This is a genomic window from Pseudoxanthomonas sp. (assembly GCF_036845285.1).
In the GTDB taxonomy this organism is placed as follows: Bacteria; Pseudomonadota; Gammaproteobacteria; order Xanthomonadales; family Xanthomonadaceae; genus Pseudoxanthomonas_A.
Genome location: NZ_DAIUEE010000003.1, coordinates 127,522 through 149,771 on the forward strand (window position 1 = coordinate 127,522; position 22,250 = coordinate 149,771).

Sequence of the window (22,250 nt, forward strand, 5' to 3'; positions counted from 1 at the left end):
CCAGTCCGCCCATCGGGACGCTTATAATTGTGACCGATTCAACACTTCGTAGTGGCAGGCGCAGGAGCGGGTGATGCAGAAGCGGGCACTCCAGGGAACGGGATGGCTGGGATGGGGACTGGCGATCCTGCTGCTCGTGTCGTGGTCGGCCCAGGCGCAGGAGTGGGTCTACCGTGTCCGACCCGGCGATACGTTGTGGGACGTGACCGGCGCCTATCTCAAGCCGTCGGTCCCCTGGCAGCGACTGCAGGAACACAACCGCATCACCAACCCTTACCAGTTGCCGCCCGGCAGCACGTTGCGGATTCCGTTGGAGTGGCTGGACCGCCAGCCCGCGAACGCCAGGATCATCGCGCTGCAGGGCGATGCCACCGCGCGCTCGGCCGCAGGCCATGACGCACCGGTCACGCCCGGCATGTCCCTCGCCAGCGGCGTGATGCTGAAGACCGCGCCGACGGCGTCGCTCAGCCTGCAGTTCGCCGATGGTTCCCGCCTGCTGTTGCTCGGCGACAGCGAGCTGGTGCTCGACCGGCTGACCCGCTTCGGCCGCTCGGGCATGGTCGATACACGCTTGCGCCTGCAGCGCGGCAGGATCGGCAATGACGTGCGCCGCCTGCGTGGGCCGGCGGCGAATTTCATCATCGACACCCCTACCGCATCGTCGGCGGTGCGCGGTACCCGGTTCCGTGTCGAAGCCGGCGACGGCCACACCCAGACCGAAGTGCTGGAAGGTCGCGTGGCGATGCACGCCCCCCGCCAGCGCGGCGCGCTGTTGCGCCCGGGCTACGGCGCCGTCGTGGCCGCCGGGCAGTCGGCCGTCACTCCGGTCACGCTGCTGCCCGCACCCGACCTCTCGTGCATCGCGCCGCTGTCGCAGAGCGCCCGTCCCGAGCTGGCCTGGCCTGCCGTGGAGTCGGCTCGGCAGTACCGCATCCAGGTGAGCGCGATGCGCACGTTCGACAGCCTGCTCGTGGATGCCGAAAGCGACATGCCTGCCTACACCCTGCCAGCGCTCGACGCGGGCCTGTATTTCATCCGCGTGCGTGCGATCGCGGCGAACGGGCTGGAAGGTCGCGATGCCGTCACCGAGCTGGGGATAGACGATCAGCCGGCACCGCCCTATTCGATCGCGCCTGCCGCAGCCAGCGTGGTGCGTACGCCGGAAGTCGTGCTGCGCTGGACGCAGGCGCCCGGCGCCACGGCATACGACTACGAGGTTGCCGGTACCGCCGGATTCGCGCAGCCCGTCGCGCATGCGCGGGTCGATGGCGCGGCAACGGCCCGCCTGCCCGGTCCGTTGCCGCCCGGCGAATACGCCTGGCGGATCCGCAGCGTGGACGGTGCCGGCAAGGCCGGTCCCTTCGGCGACCGGCTGGCGTTCACCGTGCGTCCGGTGGCGGAGGTGACCGGGATCGACGGCTCGGCCGCCGCCGGCAACACCCGCGAGGTGACGTTCCGCTGGCCTGCGGGCCAGCCCGGCCAGCGCTACCGCTTCCAGATGTCGCGCACGCCCGACTTCAGCACGCCGCAGGTCGACCAGGTTGTCGATGAGGCGCAGATCACCCTGCCCCGCCTGCGCGCCGGCACGTGGTACCTGCGTGCGCAGACCATCGACGTGGACGGCTTCGAGGGACCGCTCCCGGCTCCGCAGATCGTCGAAGTCCCCTGCCGCTGGTGCCGGATTGGCGCCGGAGCGGGCGCATTGCTCATACTGCTGGCCCTGTGAGCAACGCCGCGCCCTCTTTCAAATGGAAACCCCGCCTGCTGACGGCGGTGGGCGCGGCTGCCCTCGCGATCCTGGTGACGCTGTCGGGCATCACCGCGCCGCTCGACGCGTGGATCTACGACCGCCTGGTGCTGGGCGCCGCGCCCGACGCCGATCCCCGCATCGTGGTGGTCGACATCGACCAGAAAAGCCTGGCCGAACTCGGCCGCTGGCCGTGGTCGCGGCGTACGCACGCGCAACTGGTCGACCGCCTGCGCCTGACCGACGTGAAGGGCATCGCATTCAACGTGCTGCTGTCGGAGCCGGCCTTGTTCGACCCGGAAGGCGATGCGCTGCTGGCCCGTGCGATCAGCCGCAGCGGCCGCGTCGTGCTGCCGGTGCTGGCCGAACCCGTCCAGCTCAACGGCTCCACCGTGGAGCTGATGCCGATCCCCGAGTTCGCCGCATCGGCGGCGTCGCTGGGCCATGCGGAGATGGCGCTGGACGACGACGGCGTGGCGCGCAGCGCCTACCTGCGCGCCGGGCTCGGTTCGCCGCACTGGCCCGCGCTGGCGCTGGCGCTCCTGCAGCTGGACCAGGCCGCGGGTGCCGGCACCGACCTGCCCGGTCGCCGCCTGGTGACCACCGGCCTGGAACCGGTCTCGCCCTTTGAATGGGTGCGCGACCATGAAGTTCTGGTCCCCTTCACTTCGCCACCCAATGCCTTCCGCCACGTGTCGTACACCGACGTCCTCAACCAGCGCATCCCGGCCTCGCTGCTGCGCGGCAACTGGATCCTCGTGGGCGTCAGCGCGACCGGCATGGGGCCGCTGGCCCGCGCACCCGGGCAGGCGCCGACTGCCGGCATGAGCGGCACCGACTACCAGGCCAACCTGCTGAACATGCTGCTGAAGCGCGCGTCGATCACACCGATGTCCGAAGGATGGCTGGCCTTGCTGGCCGCAGTGCTGGCGGCGCTGCCGCTGCTGCTGTCGCGGTTGCCCGGCCTGCGCCGCATCTGGCGCCCGACCGTGCTGACGATGGCCGGCACGCTGGTGCTGTCCGTGCTGCTGCTGCGTTATGGCCACGTCTGGTTCTCGCCGGCTCCCGCGATGATTGTCCTGGCACTGGGCGCCTCGCTGTGGATCTACAGGCTGCTGCGACGCACCCACCGCCAGGCGCAGTCGGATGCGCTCACCGGGCTGGCCAACCGCAGCCGCTTCGATCACGCACTGGACCAGGAACTGCGCATCGCGCGCCGCAGTGGCCAGCCGCTGTCCCTGCTGGTGATGGACATCGACCACTTCAAGCAGCTCAACGACACTCGCGGTCACGCCGCCGGCGACGCCGCGCTGAAGTCGCTCGGCCGCATCCTCCGCAGCCGCGCGCGACGTCCGCGCGACCTGGTCGCCCGCCTCGGTGGCGACGAGTTCGCGGTGCTGCTGCCGGAAACCTCCGCGCAGGCGGCGGCGACCATCGCGACGACCATCCACGTGGACCTGGCCCACCACGGGCGCAAACCGCATGGCGCGAATACCAGTGCGCCGCCTCCCTTCACCGCCAGTGTCGGCATCCATACCTATGTGAGCGGGGACGATGCGGGGCCGGAAGATGTCTTCGATCGCGCCGACGCCGCGCTCTACCGCGCCAAGCAGGCGGGGCGGAACCGCAGCTTCAGCCATACCGGCGAACACGAGCCGGCCGGGTCCTCTGCCCCGCGGATGTAGCGCCGCCGCCCCCCGGCTGCGGATGCGGCTGCCCGTTCACGGGCGCCGCCGGGACCAGGCACACAGTGCGAAGTTCCCGCGACCGTCCATGACCTTAGACACACCTACCCTCACCCCGACAGGCGTAGAGTCCGGCCACGCCCCCGCCTCGGGGGTTCCTTTTTTCCATTGCCCTGTCCAGGGCCGGAGTAACCCGTGATCGCCCGCAAACCCCAGATCCTGATGCTGTCCGTCGCCGTGGCCGCCGCGCTGGCCGCCTGCGCCAAGAAGGAAGAAGCCGCGCCGGCCGACGCCGCCACCGCCCAGGCGCCCGCCGCGCTGGAGCTGAAGCTGGACGAGAGCGCCCTGCCGGGCGTGAACCGCTTCCAGATCGGCGACCTGGACACCACCAAGAACGCCTGTACCGACTTCGCCGGCTACGCCAATGGCAAGTGGCTGGCCGCCAATGCGATCCCCAGCGACCGCACCAGCTGGGGCGCCTTCGAGATGCTGGCCGAACGCTCCACCGCCGTGCAGAAGCAGCTGGCCGAACAGGCCGCCGCAATGCCGGGCGCCACGGGCGTCGAGAAGATCGTCGGTGACCTGTGGGCCACCGGCATGGACGAAGCCAAGGCCAACGCGCAGGGCATCGAGCCGATCGCCCCCGAGCTGAAGACCATCGACGGCCTGCAGGACAAGGACGCCATCGTGGCGTACCTCAACAGCAGCGCCGCGAAGGGCCAGGCGTTCCTGTTCGGCTTCGGCGCCGAAGCCGATTTCCAGAAGCCCGACACCAACATGGCCTACGCCTTCCAGGGTGGCCTGGGCCTGCCGGACAAGAACTTCTACTTCGATGCCGACAAGAAGAAGATCCGCGAGGACTACGTTGCGCACATGGCCAAGGTGCTGGAGCTGTCCGGCGTCGCCGCGGCCGATGCGCAGAAGCAGGCCGGCGACATCATGGCGTTCGAGACGCGCCTGGCGAAGGTGTCCAAGTCGCGCGAGGAGATGTCCCGCGACGTGTCGATCTACTACAACCCGGTGACGCTGGCCGATGCCGACAAGCTGACGCCGAACTTCTCGTGGACGAAGTTCTTCGAGTCGCAGGGCGTCGTGCCGCAGGAGAAGTTCTCGCTGGCCGTGCCCGCGTTCCACCAGGAAGTCAGCAAGATGCTGGGCGATACCGATGCCGCAGCATGGCGGGCCTACCTGCGCTTCCACACCATCGATGGCGCCGCGCCGTACCTGAGCGACGCGTTCGCCAACGAGAACTTCAATTTCTACAACAAGACGTTGCGCGGCCAGAAGGAAATCCAACCGCGCTGGAAGCGCGTGCTGGGCACCATCGAGGACCAGAGCGGCGAAGCCCTCGGCCAGATGTACGTCAAGGTGGCATTCACGCCGGAATCCAAGGCGAAGATGGAAACGCTGGTCGCCAACCTCGGCACCGCGCTGAAGGCCCGCATCCAGAACCTGGCGTGGATGAGCGACGACACCAAGGCCAAGGCCATGGAGAAGCAGGCCGCATTCACCACCAAGATCGGCTACCCCGACAAGTGGCGCGACTGGTCCGGCCTGTCCACCGGTCGCGACAGCTACTACGGCAACGTGCAGGCCGCCACCGAGTTCAACTACAAGTGGAACCTGGGCAAGATCGGCAAGCCGGTGGACCGCACCGAATGGGGCATGCCGCCGCAGATGGTCAACGCGTACTACAACCCGCTGCAGAACGAGATCGTGTTCCCGGCCGCCATCCTGCAGCCGCCGTTCTTCGACCCGAACGCCACGGATGAGATGAACTACGGCGGCATCGGCGCGGTGATCGGCCACGAGATGACCCACGGCTACGACGACCAGGGCAGCCGCTTCGGGGCCACCGGCAAGTTCGAGAACTGGTGGACGCCGGCCGATGCCAAGGGTTTCTCCTCGCGCACGGACAAGCTGATCGCGCAGTTCAACGGCTACCGCACCGACGCAGGCCAGGCCATCAACGGCAAGCACACGCTGGGCGAGAACATCGCCGACCTCGGTGGCCTGGCCACGGCCTACGACGCGATGAAGGCCGCGGCGGGCGACACGCCCGATCCCAAGACCGACGGCCTGACCCGCGACCAGCGCTTCTTCCTCAACTGGGCCACCGTGTGGCGCCGCAACTTCACCCCGGAAGAGCTGAAGAACCGCATCGCCACCGACGAACACGCCCCGGCGCAGTTCCGTGCCATCGGCGCACCGTCGAACCTGCCGACCTTCGCGGCCGCGTTCTCCTGCAAGGCCGGCGACGCGATGGTGCGTGCCGGCGACCAGCAGGTCGTGATCTGGTAACCGCATACTCCACGTCGTGAAGTGGAAAGGCCCGGCATGCCCGGGCCTTTCTTTTTCCGGGAGCGACGACGGAGCTGTGACGCGCGCCCGCAAAACCCGCCACCCGGCGCGGGATTCCCCCTGCGGACCTGCAGGCCGTCACCGGCAGCCTTGCTAGAATCGCCCGACCCCTGAACTCCCGGATGTTCCTGATGCCCAGCCCGCGCCACGCTCTCGGCCGCCCCACCCTGATCGCCTTCGCCCTCCTCATTGCCCTGGGCGCCCCGGATGCCGAAGCGCAGCGCAAGAAGCGCGCCCCCGCTGCACCGGCCGTCAGCGCGCAATGCGCGGATTTCTACACCGCCACCAACGCGGACTGGCTGAAGAAGAACCCCGTCTCGGCTGGAGAAGGCGCGGTAAGCCTGCTTGGCGAGTTCCGCGAGCGCACGCTGGAACAGCAGCGCACCCTGCTCGACGGCGCGATGAAGGCACCGCAGGGCAACGTGCAGAAGCTGCTGGGCGACTTCTGGGCCAGCGGTCTGGACGAAGCCGCGGTCGAGACCGATGGTTCCAAGCCGATCGCGCCGCTGCTCGACCGCATCAACGCCATCAAGAAGCCGAAGGACGTCGCGCCGGCCATCGCCGCGCTGCACCAGGTCGGCGTGCCAGTGGCGTTCAACTTCAGCCCCGACGTGGACCTGCAGGCACTGGACCGCCACATCGGCTATTTCATGCAGGGCGGCCTTGGCCTGCCGGACCCGGCCTACTACACCCGCACCGACGCCGACACGCGCGAGCTGCTGGGCCGCTACCGCACCTACGTGAAGCAGGTGCTGGCGCTGACCGGTACGCCGGCAGCGAAACTGGATGCCGAGTCCGCGCTGGTCATCGACGTGGAAACCAGGCTGGCGCAGGTATCCAAGCCGCTGGTCGACCTGCGCAGCCCCTTCGCCAACTACGCACCGGTGCCGACCAAGGACCTGGGCAAGCAATACCGCAACCTGCAGCTCGATGCCTTCCTCAAGGCGCAGGGCGTCAGCGACGACACGGTGTCGATGGCCGATCCCGAGCTATTCAAGCGCCTGGACAGCCTGGTCGGCTCGCTCAAGCCCGACCAGTGGAAGGCCTACCTGCGCTGGCGCGTGGGCGACGCGATGGCGCCGTACCTGGCCAAGCCGTTCCGCGATGCCGAGTTCGATTTCCGCGGCCGCGTGCTGCGTGGTGAAGCCGCGCCGGCGCCGCGCTGGCAGCAGGTGCTGGACGCGATCAACCTCGCCGCCGGCCCGATGCTCGGCAAGGAATACGCCGAGCGCTATGTGCCGGCCGAGCACAAGCGCCGCGCCGAGCAGATCGCCGGCCAGGTGCGCGACGCACTGGGCCGCGGCATCGAGCGCAACACCTGGCTCAGCGAGGCCGCCAAGACCGAAGCCAAGGCCAAGCTGGACAAGCTGAAGATCGAAGTCGGCACGCCCAGGCGCGATCTCGACTACAGCGTGCAGCCGATGGGCCGCGGCAGCTTCGGCAGCAATATGCTGATCGCGTCCACCTGGCGCCATCGCGAAGAGATGAAGCGCATCGGCAAGGGCAACGCCGACCGTCGCTGGGACGTGCTGCCGCAGCAGCCCGCGCTGGCCTACGATCTGGCGCAGAACCGGCTGATCGTCACCGCCGCCGTGCTGCAGGAAGAGATCTTCGACGCGAAGCAGCCGGCTGCCGTGCAGTACGGCGCGTTCGGTGCGCTGGTCGGCCACGAACTGAGCCGCGGCTTCGACGTGAAGGGCCGCATGGTCGACGCCAAGGGCCAGCTGCGCGACTGGTGGACGCCGGCCGATGTCGCCGCGTGGAACGCGCTGGGCGACAAGGTGGTCGCGCAGTACAACGCCTACGCCTTCCCGGACCTGAAGAACGTCAAGGTCAACGGGGCACTGACGCGCGACGAGAACCTGGCCGACCTGGCCGGCGTGGAACTGGCGTGGGACGCCTTCGCCACTGCCGAGCCGCAGGCCAACGCCGCCACGAAGCAATCCTTCTACAAGGCCTGGGCCACGCTGTGGGCGCAGAACCTGTCGGAGACCGAAGCCGCACAGCGGGCCGCCGTCGACGTGCACGCACCCGGCCAGTGGCGCACCAACGGTCCGCTGACCCAGCAGCCCTCGTTCGCCCAGGCCTTCACCTGCAAGGCCGGCCAGCCGATGCAGGCGAAGGAAGCGGATCAGGTGCGCATCTGGCGCTGAGCTCCGCACCTGCTGCATGAAAAAACGGCGCGGGATTCCGCGCCGTTTTTCTTTGTCCTGCAGATTCTTTCTACTTGACGCTGCGCAGGTGCGGCGGTTTCGGCTTGCGCGGCCCCCTGCCGAACGGAGGCTGGCCACGCCAGTAGCGGATCATCAGCCAGCCGACCACCATGCCGCCGAGATGCGCGAAGTGCGCCACACCCGGCTGCAGGCCAGTGAAGCCGAGCACCAGGGCGAGCAGCGCGTAGAAGATGACCAGCGTGCGCGCCTTGATCTCCATCGGCAACGGAAACACGATCATGCGGTTGTTCGGAAACAGCATGCCGTAACCCAGCAACAGGCCGAACACGCCACCCGATGCGCCCAATGTCGGGTACGGCAGCGCACCAGCCGACACCATCCACCAGCCCACGGCGAGTTGCAGTAGACCGGCACCGGCAATACACACCAGGAAGTACGTCAGGAAACGCTTCGCCCCCCACGTCTGCTCCAGCGAGGACCCGAACATGTAGAGCGCCAGCATGTTGAAGCCGAGATGCGCGAACCCGCTGGTGTCGTGCAGGAAGCCATACGTCAGCAACTGCCACGGCATGAACCCGTGGCCGATGGGCCACAGCGCGAACCACGCTTCCAATGTCCCGCCCAGCATGAGCTGCAGCAGATAGACGGCGACGTTGGCGATCAGCAGATTGCGGGTGACGGGGAGAAGTGGGGGAAACATGGCAATCCTCGAAACGGTCGCTTCACATCATAAGCGGACGGCATCAACGCGCGCCCGGCCCCCACAACGCCGCATCCAGATCGTCTTCCTTGCGCGGGCGCTTCACGCGTCCGTTTTCCACCTTCACGCCTTCCGCGCGCAGGCGCTGGCTTTGCTCGCGGAACGCCTTGGAACCTTCCGGGAACGCGATGCGGCCATCGGAGCGCAGTACACGATGCCACGGCAGCGCCGGATCGTCGTTCTGGCTGAGGATGCGCGCCGTCAGCCGCGCGCGGCCCGGCAGCCCTGCGCGATGCGCCACTTCGCCATAGCCCGCGACCTGACCGTGCGGTATCGCACGGATTGCGGCAAGGATGCGATCTTCGGGAGACTTGGCGCTCATGCGGGATTAGCATAGCGGCATCGGCAACAGGGGGAGCTTCCCATGCACAACTTCGAGCAGGTCCGCGGCCATCTGAATTCCTCCGGCTACAAGGTGACCATGCACGACCCGTACGTCGCCTGCGTGGAGCTGTCGCTGGGCAACGGCAAGCGGCACCAGGCCATCTACCTGTCCGAACTCGGCAACGACGACGAGCGCGGCTACCTGCGCGTGAGCACGGTGATCGCACCGATGACCGGCATCGACGCACGCCGTGCGCTGACGTTCAACTGGCAGAGCAGCGTGGGCTACCTGGCGATCGGCGAACTGGATGGCGTGCCCTACCTGCAGCTGTGCGAAAACCGTCCTTACGAAAGCCTCAGCCCGGCCGAAGTGGACCGGCTGGTGCTGGAAATCGGTGGCCTTGGCGACAGCATGGAGCGTGCGCTGTCTGCCGAGGGCGATCTGCTGTAGGAGCCGTGATAGGGGATTGGGGATTGGGGATTGGGGATTGGGGATTCGCAAGAGCGGCGCTATCGAATCCCTCAAGAACTCGATTCCAGACAAAAAGAAGGGCGGGTCAACGACCCGCCCTTTGCTTTGGCTTCTACCAATCAGGAATCACCCGTCACGAATCACGGCCTTCAAGCCCAGCCGATCGATTCCAGCAGGCGCAGCAGGCCGTAGGCGATGCCGCCGGCGGCGGGAATCGTCAGCACCCACGCCCACAGGATGCGTTCGATCACGCTGAACTTCAGCGCGCGCGGATTCTTCGCGAAGCCCACGCCCATGATGGCGGTGGAAATGCTGTGCGTGGTCGACACCGGCATGCCGAAGTGCGCAGCGACGGTGAGGATGGTGGCCGAACTGGTTTCCGCCGCGAAGCCATTGATGGGGTGCAGCTTCACCATCTTGTGGCCCAGCGTCTTGATGATCTTCCAGCCGCCCGACGCGGTACCCAGCGCCATCACGATGGCGCAGGTGATCACGATCCACATCGCGATGTCCTGCTCGCCCGCCGCGCCCGGATGCAGGAAGGCCAGCCAGCCCGGCAGGTCGTCCAGCGCACCGCTGGCCTCGGCACCGAACAGCGTCAGCGCGATGATGCCCATGGTCTTCTGCGCATCGTTGTGTCCGTGCGCGTACCCCATGTAGGCGGCCGACAGGATCTGCGCCTTGCCGAAGAACTTGTTGACGAAATACGGGCGCGCCAGGCGTCCCAGCCAGCCTCCGGCGCGCGACAGCAGTGCGATCAGGCCCCACAGCGCCACCATCACCAGGATGCCGAGCACGAAGCCCGCCACCGGCGAGGTGATCATCGGCAGCACGACCTTCCACAGGATGCCCTTGTTGTGGGTCCAGTCGCCCAGCGATTCGGACCAGATCAGCGCGGCCCAGTCGTTGTGGGCGGCGGCCAGCGCAGCGCCGCAGAGTCCGCCGATCAGCGCGTGCGAGGACGACGACGGCAGGCCTTTCCACCACGTGATCAGGTTCCACACGATGCCGCCGAGCAGCGCGCACAGGATGACCTGCGAAGTCACCTGCACCACGTCGGTATTCACCAGGCCCGAGGCGATCGTCTTGGCCACCGCGGTGCCCATCAGCGCGCCGACCAGGTTCATGCCGGCCGCCAGCATCACTGCCTGGCCGGGCGACAGCACCTTGGTGGCGACGACGGTCGCAATGGAGTTGGCGGTGTCGTGGAAGCCGTTGATGAACTCGAAGACGAGTGCGGCCAGGATCACCACCAGCACGAGGGTAAGCATGATGGAAACCCGTCAGCTGTTCTTGAGGACGATCTGGTACGCCACCACGCCGGCCTCGCGGCAGCGGTCGATGGCCTTCTCCAGGATCTCGAAGAACTCCTTCAGCAGGAACATCTGCAAGTGGTCCAGGCGGCCGGAATAGATGTCGCGGTACAGCTCCAGCATCAACCGGTCGGCCTCGTTCTCGATCGCGCGCAGCTTCTCGTTGAGCGAAGTCATGCGATCGATGTTCATCTTCTTGATCTCGTGGACCATGTCGACCACCACGCTCGCCGCCTGTTCCAGCATCGCCGCGCGTGGCGCGAAATCGATGCCGTCCAGGTGCTGGATGGCCAGCGAATAGCGGTCGGCGAACTTCTCGACCTGCTTGGGGATCTTGTACAGCGCCGAGCCGAGCGCCTCGATGTCCTCGCGCTCGATCGGGGTGATGAAGCTGTCCACCAGCGCCTTGCCGATCTTGTCCGAGGCCGCGCGCTCGCGCAGGCGCGCCAGCTTGAAGGCATCGAGCGCCGGCTGGCGGTCGGTCGCCTTCATCATGGCGTGCAGGGCCTTGGTGCTGTCGTGGGCGGCTTGGGCGGCCTCGTCCAACAGCGTGTAGAACTGCTGGCCGGAGCCGAAGATCGTCTGGAGGGAGAACATCGGGCGGTCCCACCGTCACGGGATGGACGGCTTCAGGAGCGGAATTATGACCGTTCCGTGACTATTCCGGACAGCCCGGGCAGCCAGAGCGCCCCCCGACCGCCCCGCATTGGCCGAATGTCTTGTTCAGCTTCGCGTCTCCGCCCGCCGGCCGTTTGCTAAACTCGCCCGGCGCCCCCGGGTGCACCCTATGGACGACGACCCTACTTCCCCCCACTGTCCCCCGCGACAGACTCCGCCCGCCTTGCCGGCCCTCCCCGCTTTGAACGGAGGCTCCCGTGCTTGAGCTGATCATCGTTTTCGCCCTGGTGCTGTTGAACGGCTTCTTCGCCATGTCCGAGATGTCGGTCATGACCTCGCGCAAGAGCCGCCTGAAACAGATGGCCCAGACCAGCCATCGCGCGCAACGTGCGCTGGATCTGTCGGAGAAGCCCGAGAACTTCCTCTCCACCGTCCAGATCGGCATCACCCTGATCGGCGTGTTGACCGGTACGTTCGGTGGCGACGCCATCGGCAGCGCCATCGGCGGCTGGCTCGCCTCCACCATTCCCGCCTCCGCGCCCTACGCGGCCAAGATCGGCGTGGGCGTGGCGGTCGCGCTGATCACTTACCTGACCCTGATCTTCGGCGAACTGGTGCCGAAGCGCCTCGCGATCACGCGCCCGGAAACCATTGCCGGTTTCGTGTCCGTGCCGATGGGCTGGCTGGCCAAGATCACCGCGCCCGCCGTGGCCATGCTCGCCCTCAGCACGCGGCTGGTGCTTCGCGTCTTCGGACTGGCCGACGACAACAAGGAAGCGGTCACCGAAGAGGAAATCCGCATGCTCGTGTCCGAAGGGCACGAGGCCGGCGTGATCGACGCCGACGAACGCAACATGATGAACCGCGTGCTGCGGCTCGGCGACCGCACCGCCGACAGCCTGATGACGCCGCGCAAGAGGATCGTCTGGCTGGATGCGGCGGCACCGTACGACGACAACCTGCGGACGATGCACGACGCCGCGTTCTCGCGCTTCCCGGTGTACCGCGGCAGCGACCAGGACGTGGTCGGGGTACTGGAAGTGAAATCGCTGCTGGACCGCTTCGGCATCTCCAAGCCCGACCTGTTCGTGAAACTGCGCGAACCCCTGTTCGTGTCCGAATCCACCCACGCGATGAAGCTGCTGGAGATCTTCCGCGAGGAACAGCAGTCGCAGGCGCTGGTCGTCGACGAGTACGGCGAGATCCAGGGCCTGGTGACGCTGAGCGACCTGATGGGCGCCGTGGTCGGTCGCCTGCAGGCGAGCGAGAACACCGAAGACGCGCCGCTGGTCGTGGTGCGCGACGACGGCTCGCTGCTGGTGGACGGCTCGCTGCCCAACGACGACCTGCGCGAACTGCTCGGCGGCATGGCACTGCCCGATGACGACGAATACAACACCGTCGCCGGGCTGATGATCGAGCGCTTCGGCCGTATCCCGCATGTAGGCGAACATCTGGATTGGGCAGGCTGGCGCTTCGAAGTGGTCGACCTGGACGGTGCCCGCATCGACAAGCTGCTGCTGCAGAGGCTGCCCGAGACCGACGAAGACCTGGCGGTCTGACATGCCCTCCGACGACGCGCCGCAACACACCAGCACGGCCACGCTGCTCGACGGCTTCGCCGCCGGCGACCCGGACGAGATCCTGCGCCTGGGCGACCTGCTGAAGGATTTCGGCCCCGCCGCCTTCGGCATGCTGCTCTTCATCGGCGTGCTGCCGGCCTTCATCCCGGTGCCCGGCGTCGGCGGCGCGATCGGCGGCCCGATGGTGATCCTGGTCGGCGTGCAACTGCTGCTGGGCCTGCGTAAGGTCTGGCTGCCTGCCTTCCTTGCCAGGCGTGGCCCGCATCGCAGCGCGATGATCCGCTTCCGCCAACGCATGGCGCCGTGGCTGCGTCGCCTGGAGAAGCTGGTACGCCCCCGCATGGGCGGCTTTGTCGACAACCGCATCGCGCTGAGCTTCACCGGCCTGCTGCTGGTCCTGCTGGGCATCCTGCTGGCGCTGCCCATCCCGTTCACCAACTACGTGTTCGGCTTTCTCCTGCTGCTGTTCGCGTTGGCGCTGCTCGAACGCGACGGCGCGCTGCTGCTGGTGGCATGGGCGATAGGCAGCATCGCCGTCGTGGTGTTCGGCTTCCTGTCCGGCAACCTGGTCGAAGCGACGGGCGCGCTGATCGCGAAGTGGTTCTGAGCCTGAGGGGTCTTACCCTGTAGGAGCGACGTGAGTCGCGACCGCATGCCCCGAAAGCACGGATGCACTGCCGACAGCCCAGCCTGTTGCCGCCGCATCAGCTGCATGCCAGGACACACGGGTGTTTCATTGCAGCGGTCGCGACTCACGTCGCTCCTACATCCGCACCACGCCCTTCAAGCCACCAGCTGCGCGAACTCGGCCGCGCTGACCGGGTAGCCCAGCCAGTAGCCCTGCGCCAGGTCGCATCCGCGTTCGCGCAGCAGGTTGAACTGGCCTTCCTTCTCCACGCCTTCGGCGACGACGGTGATGCCGAGCGAGTGCGCCATCGCGATGATCGCCGTGGTCAGCGCCAGGTCGTCCGGGTCGCGCAGCATGTCGGCGATGAAACTGCGGTCGATCTTGACGCCATCCACCGGCACGCGGCGCAGGTGGCTCAGGCCCGAGAAGCCGGTACCGAAATCGTCCAGCCATACCTTCACGCCGGTGCGGTGCAACGTCGCCAGCAATGCGCTGGCATGCGCTTCGTCGCTGATGACGGCCGTCTCGGTGAGTTCCAGGTGCAGGCGCGACGCGGCCAGGCCGGTGTCGCGCAGGCATTCGGCCACCACGTCCGGCAGGTCGCCGTTGCGCAGCTGGCGCGGCGATACGTTGACCGACACGAACAGCGGATCCATCGCCTCGCGGTCCGCACCCCAGCGCGCGGCGGCGGTGCAGGCGGCGCGCAGCACGCGCGGACCGATGCTCTCGATCAACCCGCTCTGCTCGGCCACGTCGATGAACACCGACGGCGCGACCATGCCGAGTTCCGGATGCTGCCAGCGCAGCAGCGCTTCGGCGCCGACGATGCGGCTGTCGGCCATGCGGAACACCGGCTGGTACATCAGGCTCAGTTCGCCGCGCTCCCAGGCGCCGCGCAGTTCCTGCTCCATGCGCACGCGGCGCTCGACCGCCTGGTCCATCGCACGGCTGTAGAAGCGGTAGCAGTTCTTGCCCGCCACCTTGGCCTGGTACATCGCGATGTCGCCGTTCTTCATCAGCGCGGTGGCACCGGACGCGTCTTCCGGGAACAGGGTGATGCCGATCGACGTGCCGAGGAACACCTGGCGGTCCTGCACCACGATCGGGCGCCCCAGCTCCGCCACCAGCTTTTCGGCCAGGCGCGTGGCGCTGCCCCGCACGTCGCCGTCCTGGATCAGGATGACGAATTCGTCGCCGCCGAAACGCGCCAGCAGCGCGTCGTCGCCGCCCATCAGCTCCACCGCATCCCGGATGCGGTGCGCGAACTGCTGCAGCACTTCATCACCGGCTTCGTGGCCCAGCGTGTCGTTGACGCGCTTGAAGTCGTCGATGTCGGCGAACAGCAGCGCCAGCTGGCGGCCGGCGCCGCGCAGCATCATCAGGCGGTGGTCCAGGCTCTCGCGGAACGCAAGCCGGTTGGTCAATCCGGTCAGCGAATCGGTGTAGGCCATGCGCCGCACGTCGCGGTCGTGCCGCGCGATGCTGTCGCTCATCGTGCCGAAGGCCCGGACCAGCTCGCCCACTTCGTCCTGGCGTGCGCTGGCCATGCGCTCGCCGTTGTAGTTGCCCACCTCGATGTCGTGCGCCGCGCGTGCCAGCTGCCGGATCGGCCTGACCAGCGTGCGTTGCGCGTACAGCATGATCGCCACGCAGGCCGCCACCAGCGCCGCCAGCAGCAGCGCGATCCAGCCGAGATGGCGGGCACCGAGTTCGTTGAGGCGCGCGCGCGCGGCGTTGATCGCCTTCTCTTCGTAGGCGCGCACCGAGGCCACGGAATAGCCCACGCGCACGCCACCGATGCGCTCGCTGCCGATCATGATCGGCTCGGACACATCCACGATCTGCGCCGACCACTGCGTGTGCATGCTGCGCGCGTTCACCGCTTCGTAGGCCAGCGGATCGGTCATCGTCTGTCCGTACACCGCGATGTCGGCGGTGCCGTCGTGGATGATCCGGCCCTGGTTGTCGTACACCAGCACGTAGCTGACGTCCGGCTCCTTCTGCGCCGAGCGCACGATGCTGCCGATCGTGTCCAGGTCGAAGTAGTACAGCGGGTTGGCGAGCGCATCGCCCAGCTGGTCGACGGTCGCTTCGCCATGCCGGCGCAGGCTGTCCTCGACCATGCCATGCATGGCCTCGCGCCCGAGGTCCGCGACTTCCTGCTGCATCACCTTCTGCCGGTGCAGCAACGTGCCCAGCAGCGCGATCACTACCGCCAGCATCAGGGCCATGGCCGCGAGGAAGCGCGCCTGCAGTCCGAACCGCATGGCCTTCATTCGACCTGCTCCCTGACGCGGGTCACGCCGCGACGCAGGTTGTCCAGCGCCTGCTGCGATGCCGGATCCACGGGCAGGAAGCGGGTCGTGCGGAAGAACACCTTCAGTGCGTCACGCGCAGCCGGATCGCCGGCCGCCTCCAGCAGCACCTCGCGCAGGCGCGCCTCGATCCTGGGGTCGAGATCGCCGCGGACCATCTCCAGTGCACGCGGGAAATCCTGGGTTTCGTGGATCACGCGGAAATCGCGGCGGAACGCAGGCGGAATGCGACGTACGTCTTCCCAGTCCAGGTTGCTGACCACGCCGGCGTCGACCAGGCGCTTGTGCACCCACGCGGCGATGTTGAGTTCGGAGCGCGCGAATACATAGCCCACCGCATCGGCGGACGGACGGTCCATCGGCGACAGCAGGATCTCCATCCGCTGGCCCGCCTCCAGCAGCGCCACGGACGGCGCGAAGTATGCGCTGGTCGAGGCGGTGTTCTGGAACGCCACGGTGCGCCCCTTCAGGTCCGCCAGGCGTTCCAGGCCGCTGTCGCGCCGGACGAAGAACACGCCGTGGTAGCGGCTGACGCCGCCGCGCTCGGTGAGCAACAGGGGACGCGCGCCGGCGCGTTCCTGCAGCCGCATGCCCGTTCCGGCGGTCTCGGTCACCCAGTCCACGCGGCCGCGGCGCAGGTAACTGGTCATCTGCTGCGCATCGCGCGCCATCAGGATGCGGCCTTCGGTGATGCCGACGTCGCGCATCCGCGGGACCACATAGTCCAGCAGCGGCTTGAGTTGTTCGTAATGCGCCTTGGGATCGTCGCTGATCCGCCCCAGGACGAGGACGCGTTCGTCGCCGGCGGCGCTGGCCGGGGCGACGGTGGCGGGAAGCAGTGCAGCGCCGATCGCGACCAGCACCAGGCGGAACCAGGTTGTACGCAACGATAGGCGCCCGCCAGAACGATGGCGGCAGCCTATCGGAAAACGGGAGTTCAAGACAGTGATCCGGCCCCGCCGCCCGCCAGTCGCGCCATGCGCTGGGCGTCGGCGAGGATGCCGCGCAGCAGGCGGACTTCCTGCTCGTTCAGGTCGGCCTTTGCGAACAGCCGCCGCAGCTTGCGCATCGCCGAATCCGGCGCACGTCCCTTGTGGAAGTCGATGGCGTCCAGCGTGTCGCCCAGCTGGGTGAAGAACCCTTCCAGGTGCGCGTGGCTGGCGGGGACCTCGTCGGGATGCACCGGCACCGGTTCGGCCACGGGCACCCCGTCCAGCAAGGCGATCCGCAGTTCGTACGCCAGTACCTGCACGGCCGCCGCCAGATTCAGCGAGCTGTACTCGGGGTTGGCGGGGATGTGCACGGCCGCGTGGCACAGCTGCAGCTCCTCATTGCTCAGGCCGGTGCGCTCGCGGCCGAACACCAGCGCCACCTCGCCGCCCGCCGCAGCCCGGCCTATCGCCAGCGCAGCCGCCTGCCGGGGCGCGTGCTCCTCCAACTGGACACGACGGCTGCGCGCCGTGCATCCGAGCACGAGATGGCAATCGGCCACGGCGTCGGCCAGCGTATCCACGACCAGGGCATCGCCCAGCAGGTCGTCGGCACCGGCGGCGCGGCGGTAGGCCTCGTCGGCGGGGTAGTCCTCGGGCGCCACCAGGACCAGGCGTGCCAGCCCCATGGTTTTCAGCGCGCGTGCGGCTGCGCCGATGTTGCCCGGGTGCTGCGTGCCGACCAGCACCACGCGCAGGCGGGCGGCAGCGCCGGGGGAAACGGAGTCCGCGAAGGCGGCACCGTGCGGGGAAAGAGGCGTATTCATGGGGTCGAATGGTAAACTGCGCGGGCCGGTCTCCGCGCCGTGCCGCTCTTTTCCACTTGTTCGCCCCGCCCTACGCCTGTCCGAGGTCCGTTCGCATGCAGAAGCCCGTTGTCACCGTCATGACCAAGGCCGCCCGCCTCGCAGGCAACGTGCTGTTGCGGAGCATCAACAAGCTGGATGCGCTGAACGTGGTGCAGAAGGAGCGGATGGACTATGCGAGCGAAGTCGACGCCGACGCCGAGAAGGTCATCATCAAGGAACTGCGCCGCGCCTACCCGGACTACGGGTTCGTCGGCGAGGAAAGCGGCGCCCAGATCAACGGCCGCTACACCTTCGTGATCGACCCGCTGGACGGCACCAGCAACTACCTGCGCGGTTTCCCGCACTACTGCGTGTCCATCGCGCTGGTGGACAACGGCGAGCCGACCGATGCCGTCATCTTCGACCCGCTGCGCAACGACCTGTTCACCGCCAGCCGCGGCGCGGGCGCACAGCTCAACGAACGCCGCATCCGCGTGGCGGACCGCAAGGACCTGGCCGGCACCATCATCACCACCGGCTTCCCGCCGCGCGAGCGCGCCCGCGCCGGCGCGCAGCTGGAATGCGTGCGCGAGCTGCTGGTGCACGCGGAAGACATCCGCCGCACCGGTTCGGCCGCGCTCGACCTGGCCTACGTCGCCTGTGGCCGTTCCGATGCCTACTTCGAAGCCGGCGTGAAGGACTGGGACATCGCTGCCGGCGTGCTGCTGGTGCGCGAGGCCGGTGGCAAGGTCTGCGATTTCCGTGGCGCCGCGCTCGGCAAGATCGACGGCCGCACCGCCCTGCCCCGCCAGATCGTCGCCGGCAACCTCAAGGTGGCCGAGGCGCTGCAGAAGACCATCGTGTCTTCGGGTTACGCGGCGGCGTTCAACGGTTGATCGCCTGCTTGCGCCTGTAGGAGCGACGTGAGTCGCGACCGGAAGCCGGAACACACGGGAGCGGTCGGCCGCAAGCGCAGCCTGGCCTGATCAACCGTCGCCAGGCCATTTGATCCTGTCGACCTGGCCGTTGCGGTCGCGACTCACGTCGCTCCTACAGAAATGACGCTCAAGAAAAAGGCCACGCAATGCGTGGCCTTTCTGTACGTACCCAGGGAACGAGGCGCTTACGGACGGCGCGCCAGCAGCGCATCGTCCTTCGCCTTCGGCATCAGGTCCTGCTTGGTGACCGTCAGGAAGCCCAGCGTCAGCAGCGGGCAGGCCACGAAGATCGACGAGACGGTACCCAGCACGATGCCGATCATCTGCGACAACGCCATGCCTTCCAGCGAGCCGCCACCGTACAGGTACAGGGCGAACACGGTGAGGAACGCGACGAACGAGGTGATGATCGTGCGCGACAGCGTCTGGTTGATCGAGCGGTTCAGGATTTCCATCGGCTCGGCGCGCAGGTTGCGGAAGTTCTCGCGCACGCGGTCGAACACCACGATCTTGTCGTTGATCGAGAAGCCCATCACCGACAGCAGGCCGGCCAGGATGGTCAGGTCGAACTCGATGCCGCTGAAGGCGAAGAAGCCGGCCACGATCAACACGTCCGCCAGGGTGGTGACGATCGCCGAGACGGCGAACTTCCACTCGAAGCGCACGGCGATGTAGATCAGGAAGCCCACCACCACGAACAGCAGCGTGTACAGGCCGTTGAGCGCGAGTTCCTTGCCGACCTGCGGACCGACGAACTCGCTGCGCATCACCGTCGCGGTGTTGCCCTCGCTGGACGCCAGGCGCAGCACGTCCTGCGCGGTGCGGTTGCTGGCCTCGGCGCCTTCCGCCGTACCGGCGTCCTCGCGCGGCTGCAGGCGCACCAGCAGGTCGCTGCCGGTGCCGAAAGTCTGCACCTGCGCGCTGCCATAGCCGCCGGTTTCCAGGCGCTGGCGCACGTTGTCCACGTTCGGCGGCGTCTGGAAACGCAGCTCGACCACGGTGCCGCCGGTGAAGTCCAGCGCGAAGTTGAAGCTCTTGAACGCGATGGCGCCGATCGCGGCGACGGCCAGCAGCGTCGCGACGCCGATGGATATCCAGCGCACGCGCATGAAGTTGAAGTTGGTGGTGTTCGGAATCAGCCGCAACGGGAAAAGGCTCATCTTCTGTCTCCCGTCAGATGGCGATGGACTTGATCTTGCGGCGACCGCCGTAGATCAGGGTGGCGATGCCGCGCGATACGGTGACCGCGGTGAACACGGAGGTCAGGATGCCGATGACCATCGTCACCGCGAACCCCTTCAGCGGACCGGTGCCGAACGCGTACAGCGCCACGCCGGCCAGCAGCGCGGTCATGTTGGAGTCGAAGATGGTGCCCGACGCCTTGTCGTAACCGGTCGCGATGGCGGCCTGTGGCGGAACCCCCGCCCGCAGCTCCTCGCGTATGCGCTCGTTGATCAGCACGTTGGCGTCGACCGACATGCCGATGGTCAGCGCCAGGCCGGCGAAGCCCGGCAGCGTCATGGTGGCGCCGAACAGCGACATCACCGCCACCACCATCACCAGGTTCAGCAGCAGCGCCACGCAGGTGATCAGGCCGAACATGCGGTAGTAGACCAGGAAGAACGCCAGTGCGAAGACGAAGGAGTACACCACCGCCTTGGTGCCGCGCGCGACGTTCTCGGCACCCAGGCTGGGGCCCACGACGCGTTCTTCGATGAAGTCCATCGGCGCAGCCAGCGAACCGGCACGCAGCAGCTTGGCCAGGTTGTCGGCTTCGGTCTTCTCCAGGCCGGTGGTCTGGAAGTTCTTGCCGAACACGCCGGCGATACGGGTCGGCGACAGCGCTTCCTCGCGCACGCGCACGCTGCGCACTTCCTTGCCGTCGACCACGGTCACGGTCGGCACGCGCTCGATGTAGACCACCGACATCAGCTTGCCGACGTTGGCGCTGGTGTAGTCGAACATGCGCTGGCCGGCGATGTTGTTGAGGGTCACGTCGACCGCCGGCAGGCCGTTGTTGTCCGTACCGACGCGCGCGTTGACCATCTCGTCGCCCGAGGCCAGCACGCGCTTGTTGAGCAGCACCGGACCGGCGTTGTCGCGCAGCTGGTAGACCTTGGCTTCCGGCGGGATGCGGCCGCTGGCGACGGCATCGGCCGCATTGCCGTCGACCACGGCGCGGAACTCCAGCGTGGCGGTCGCGCCGATCAGGCGCTTGGCTTCGGCCGTGTCCTGCACGCCCGGCAGCTGCACGACGACACGGTCGTTGCCCTGGCGCTGGATGATCGGCTCGGCCACGCCGATCTCGTTGATGCGGTTGCGCAGCGTGGTCAGGTTCTGCTCGATCGCCTCGCTGGCGATCTGCTCCAGTTCGGCCTGCGGCAGGCCGATGGTGATCTGCTGGCCTGCGGCCTGGTAACTCAGGCCCGACCCCGCGGCCAGCGCGCCGGCATTGGCGCCACGCGCGCTCAGGGTCTGCGCCAGCGCCTGCTGGGCGGCAGCCACGTCCTCGCCGTCCGCCAGCGTGACCACGATGCTGTTGTTGGGACGGCGCTCGACGGCGGTGTAGCGGATGCGCTTGTCGCGCAGGGTGACGCGGGTGTCTTCCAGGTAGCCATCGACGCGCTTGTCCAGCGCCGCCTTCTGGTCCACCTGCAACACGAAGTGCACGCCGCCCTGCAGGTCCAGGCCCTGCACCATCGGGCGCGCGCCGAAGTTGGCCATCCAGTCCGGCACGGTGGACGCCAGACTCAGGGCGACCAGGTAGTCCTCGCCCAGCGCCTTGCGCAACGCGTCGTTGGCGGCGGTCTGCGCCTCGAGGCTCGGCAGGCGCACGAGCATGCTGGTGGCCTCGGTATCGACCTCCTTCGCCTGCACGCCCGCGTCCTTCAGCGCGGCGTCGACGCGACCGCGCAGCGCGGCATCGACGGCGAAGCCGCGGTTGGCGGTGATCTGGACGGAGGGATCCTGCGGATACAGGTTGGGCAGCGCGTACAGCGCGCTCGCCAACACGACGATCAGGATCAGGACGTATTTCCAGCGTGGGAATTCAAGCATCGTGGCGACCCGCGCAGGCCCTTCCCGGGCATGCGCTCAACAGTGGTTCGGAAACAGCGGGATCCGGCCCGCCACGCGGGCGGCAGGCCGGAGCGGGCGGATCAGGCGGACTTCAGCGTGCCCTTCGGCAGCACGTTGCCCACCGCGGCCTTCTGCACGCGCACGCGCACGTTGTCGGCCACTTCCAGCGTGACGAAGTTGTCGCCGATGTCGGTGACGGTGCCGGCGATGCCGCCCGAGGTGATGACTTCATCGCCCTTGGACAGCTTGTCCAGCATGGAGCGGTGCTCCTTGGCGCGCTTCATCTGCGGGCGGATCATCAGGAAGTACATGATGGCGATCAGGGCGATCGGCATCAGCAGGCCGAAGCCGCCCATGCCCTGCGCCGGTGCGGCCTGGGCGATCACGGGGGCAACGAAGAAATCAAGCAGATTCATGGACTTGTCCATTCGGTATGAAAAGCAGCCGGGGATTATGCCACGCGTCGGGAAGCCCCGC

At 67.7% G+C, this 22,250-nt stretch carries 18 protein-coding genes; 8 read left to right on the forward strand and 10 right to left on the reverse strand.

From position 1 onward, the window contains the following. The first annotated feature begins 73 nt into the window (after nt 1-73). From V7060_RS05255 to V7060_RS05270, 4 genes are all read left to right on the forward strand, one after another. Nucleotides 74-1,726: a FecR domain-containing protein gene (locus tag V7060_RS05255; RefSeq protein ID WP_334178206.1), complete on the forward strand. Its 1,653-nt coding sequence runs from the start codon at nt 74-76 to the stop codon at nt 1,724-1,726. Further along, nucleotides 1,723-3,432: a CHASE2 domain-containing protein gene (locus V7060_RS05260; RefSeq protein ID WP_334178207.1), complete on the forward strand. Its 1,710-nt coding sequence runs from the start codon at nt 1,723-1,725 to the stop codon at nt 3,430-3,432. Before V7060_RS05255 ends, V7060_RS05260 begins: the two co-directional genes overlap by 4 nt. Before the next feature lie 219 nt (nt 3,433-3,651). After that, nucleotides 3,652-5,733, forward strand: coding sequence for a M13-type metalloendopeptidase (locus V7060_RS05265; RefSeq protein WP_334178402.1), 2,082 nt, complete (start codon nt 3,652-3,654; stop codon nt 5,731-5,733). 191 nt (nt 5,734-5,924) lie between these two features. Beyond that, a complete protein-coding gene (locus V7060_RS05270) occupies nt 5,925-7,946 on the forward strand; it encodes a M13 family metallopeptidase (RefSeq protein WP_334178208.1) in 2,022 nt (673 codons plus the stop codon). A 70-nt stretch (nt 7,947-8,016) separates the two neighbouring features. Here V7060_RS05270 and V7060_RS05275 read toward each other — a convergent pair whose 3' ends face one another. Next, nucleotides 8,017-8,667: a rhomboid family intramembrane serine protease gene (locus tag V7060_RS05275; protein WP_334178209.1), complete on the reverse strand. Its 651-nt coding sequence runs from the start codon at nt 8,665-8,667 to the stop codon at nt 8,017-8,019. Nucleotides 8,668-8,710: 43 nt separating this feature from the next. Continuing rightward, entirely contained in the window at nt 8,711-9,049 is a 339-nt protein-coding gene (locus V7060_RS05280; protein ID WP_334178210.1) for an MGMT family protein, read from the reverse strand. A gap of 42 nt (nt 9,050-9,091) precedes the next feature. Between V7060_RS05280 and V7060_RS05285 the strand changes: the two genes are divergently transcribed. Beyond that, nucleotides 9,092-9,502 (forward strand): hypothetical protein, encoded by a 411-nt coding sequence (locus V7060_RS05285; RefSeq protein WP_334178211.1) that lies wholly within the window; start codon nt 9,092-9,094, stop codon nt 9,500-9,502. 170 nt (nt 9,503-9,672) lie between these two features. On the opposite strand, the gene V7060_RS05290 is transcribed toward V7060_RS05285, so the two are convergent. Then, a complete protein-coding gene (locus V7060_RS05290) occupies nt 9,673-10,794 on the reverse strand; it encodes an inorganic phosphate transporter (protein WP_334178212.1) in 1,122 nt (373 codons plus the stop codon). Between the two features lie 12 nt (nt 10,795-10,806). Further along, on the reverse strand, nt 10,807-11,433 hold the full coding sequence (locus V7060_RS05295; RefSeq protein WP_062350899.1) for a DUF47 family protein: 627 nt from the start codon (nt 11,431-11,433) through the stop codon (nt 10,807-10,809). Between the two features lie 278 nt (nt 11,434-11,711). Here V7060_RS05295 and V7060_RS05300 point away from each other — a divergent pair, with 278 nt between their 5' ends. Next, nucleotides 11,712-13,016, forward strand: a complete 1,305-nt coding sequence (locus V7060_RS05300; protein ID WP_334178213.1) for a hemolysin family protein — start codon at nt 11,712-11,714, stop codon at nt 13,014-13,016. 1 nt (nt 13,017) lies between these two features. Beyond that, nucleotides 13,018-13,644 (forward strand): exopolysaccharide biosynthesis protein, encoded by a 627-nt coding sequence (locus V7060_RS05305; RefSeq protein ID WP_334178214.1) that lies wholly within the window; start codon nt 13,018-13,020, stop codon nt 13,642-13,644. A 176-nt stretch (nt 13,645-13,820) separates the two neighbouring features. On the opposite strand, the gene V7060_RS05310 is transcribed toward V7060_RS05305, so the two are convergent. From V7060_RS05310 to V7060_RS05320, 3 genes are all read right to left on the reverse strand, one after another. Further along, on the reverse strand, nt 13,821-15,941 hold the full coding sequence (locus V7060_RS05310) for a GGDEF domain-containing protein (protein ID WP_334178215.1): 2,121 nt from the start codon (nt 15,939-15,941) through the stop codon (nt 13,821-13,823). Further along, the gene (locus tag V7060_RS05315) at nt 15,938-16,819 is read right to left on the reverse strand and encodes a phosphate/phosphite/phosphonate ABC transporter substrate-binding protein (RefSeq protein WP_334178403.1); all 882 of its coding nucleotides are present in this window, start codon (nt 16,817-16,819) and stop codon (nt 15,938-15,940) included. Before V7060_RS05315 ends, V7060_RS05310 begins: the two co-directional genes overlap by 4 nt. A gap of 98 nt (nt 16,820-16,917) precedes the next feature. Next, entirely contained in the window at nt 16,918-17,736 is an 819-nt protein-coding gene (locus tag V7060_RS05320; protein WP_334178216.1) for an RNA methyltransferase, read from the reverse strand. Between the two features lie 95 nt (nt 17,737-17,831). On the opposite strand from V7060_RS05320, the gene V7060_RS05325 reads away from it, so the two are divergent. Continuing rightward, nucleotides 17,832-18,653: an inositol monophosphatase family protein gene (locus V7060_RS05325; protein ID WP_334178217.1), complete on the forward strand. Its 822-nt coding sequence runs from the start codon at nt 17,832-17,834 to the stop codon at nt 18,651-18,653. 227 nt (nt 18,654-18,880) lie between these two features. Here the strand turns inward: V7060_RS05325 and secF are convergent, their stop codons facing one another. The 3 genes from secF to yajC form a co-directional block, all read right to left on the reverse strand. Continuing rightward, a complete protein-coding gene (secF, locus tag V7060_RS05330) occupies nt 18,881-19,855 on the reverse strand; it encodes a protein translocase subunit SecF (protein WP_334178218.1) in 975 nt (324 codons plus the stop codon). Between the two features lie 13 nt (nt 19,856-19,868). Further along, entirely contained in the window at nt 19,869-21,752 is a 1,884-nt protein-coding gene (gene secD, locus V7060_RS05335; protein ID WP_334178219.1) for a protein translocase subunit SecD, read from the reverse strand. Between the two features lie 101 nt (nt 21,753-21,853). Next, nucleotides 21,854-22,189 carry a preprotein translocase subunit YajC gene (gene yajC, locus V7060_RS05340; protein WP_334178220.1) on the reverse strand — a complete coding sequence of 112 codons (336 nt, stop codon included), beginning with the start codon at nt 22,187-22,189 and terminating at the stop codon, nt 21,854-21,856. Nucleotides 22,190-22,250: the final 61 nt, after the last annotated feature.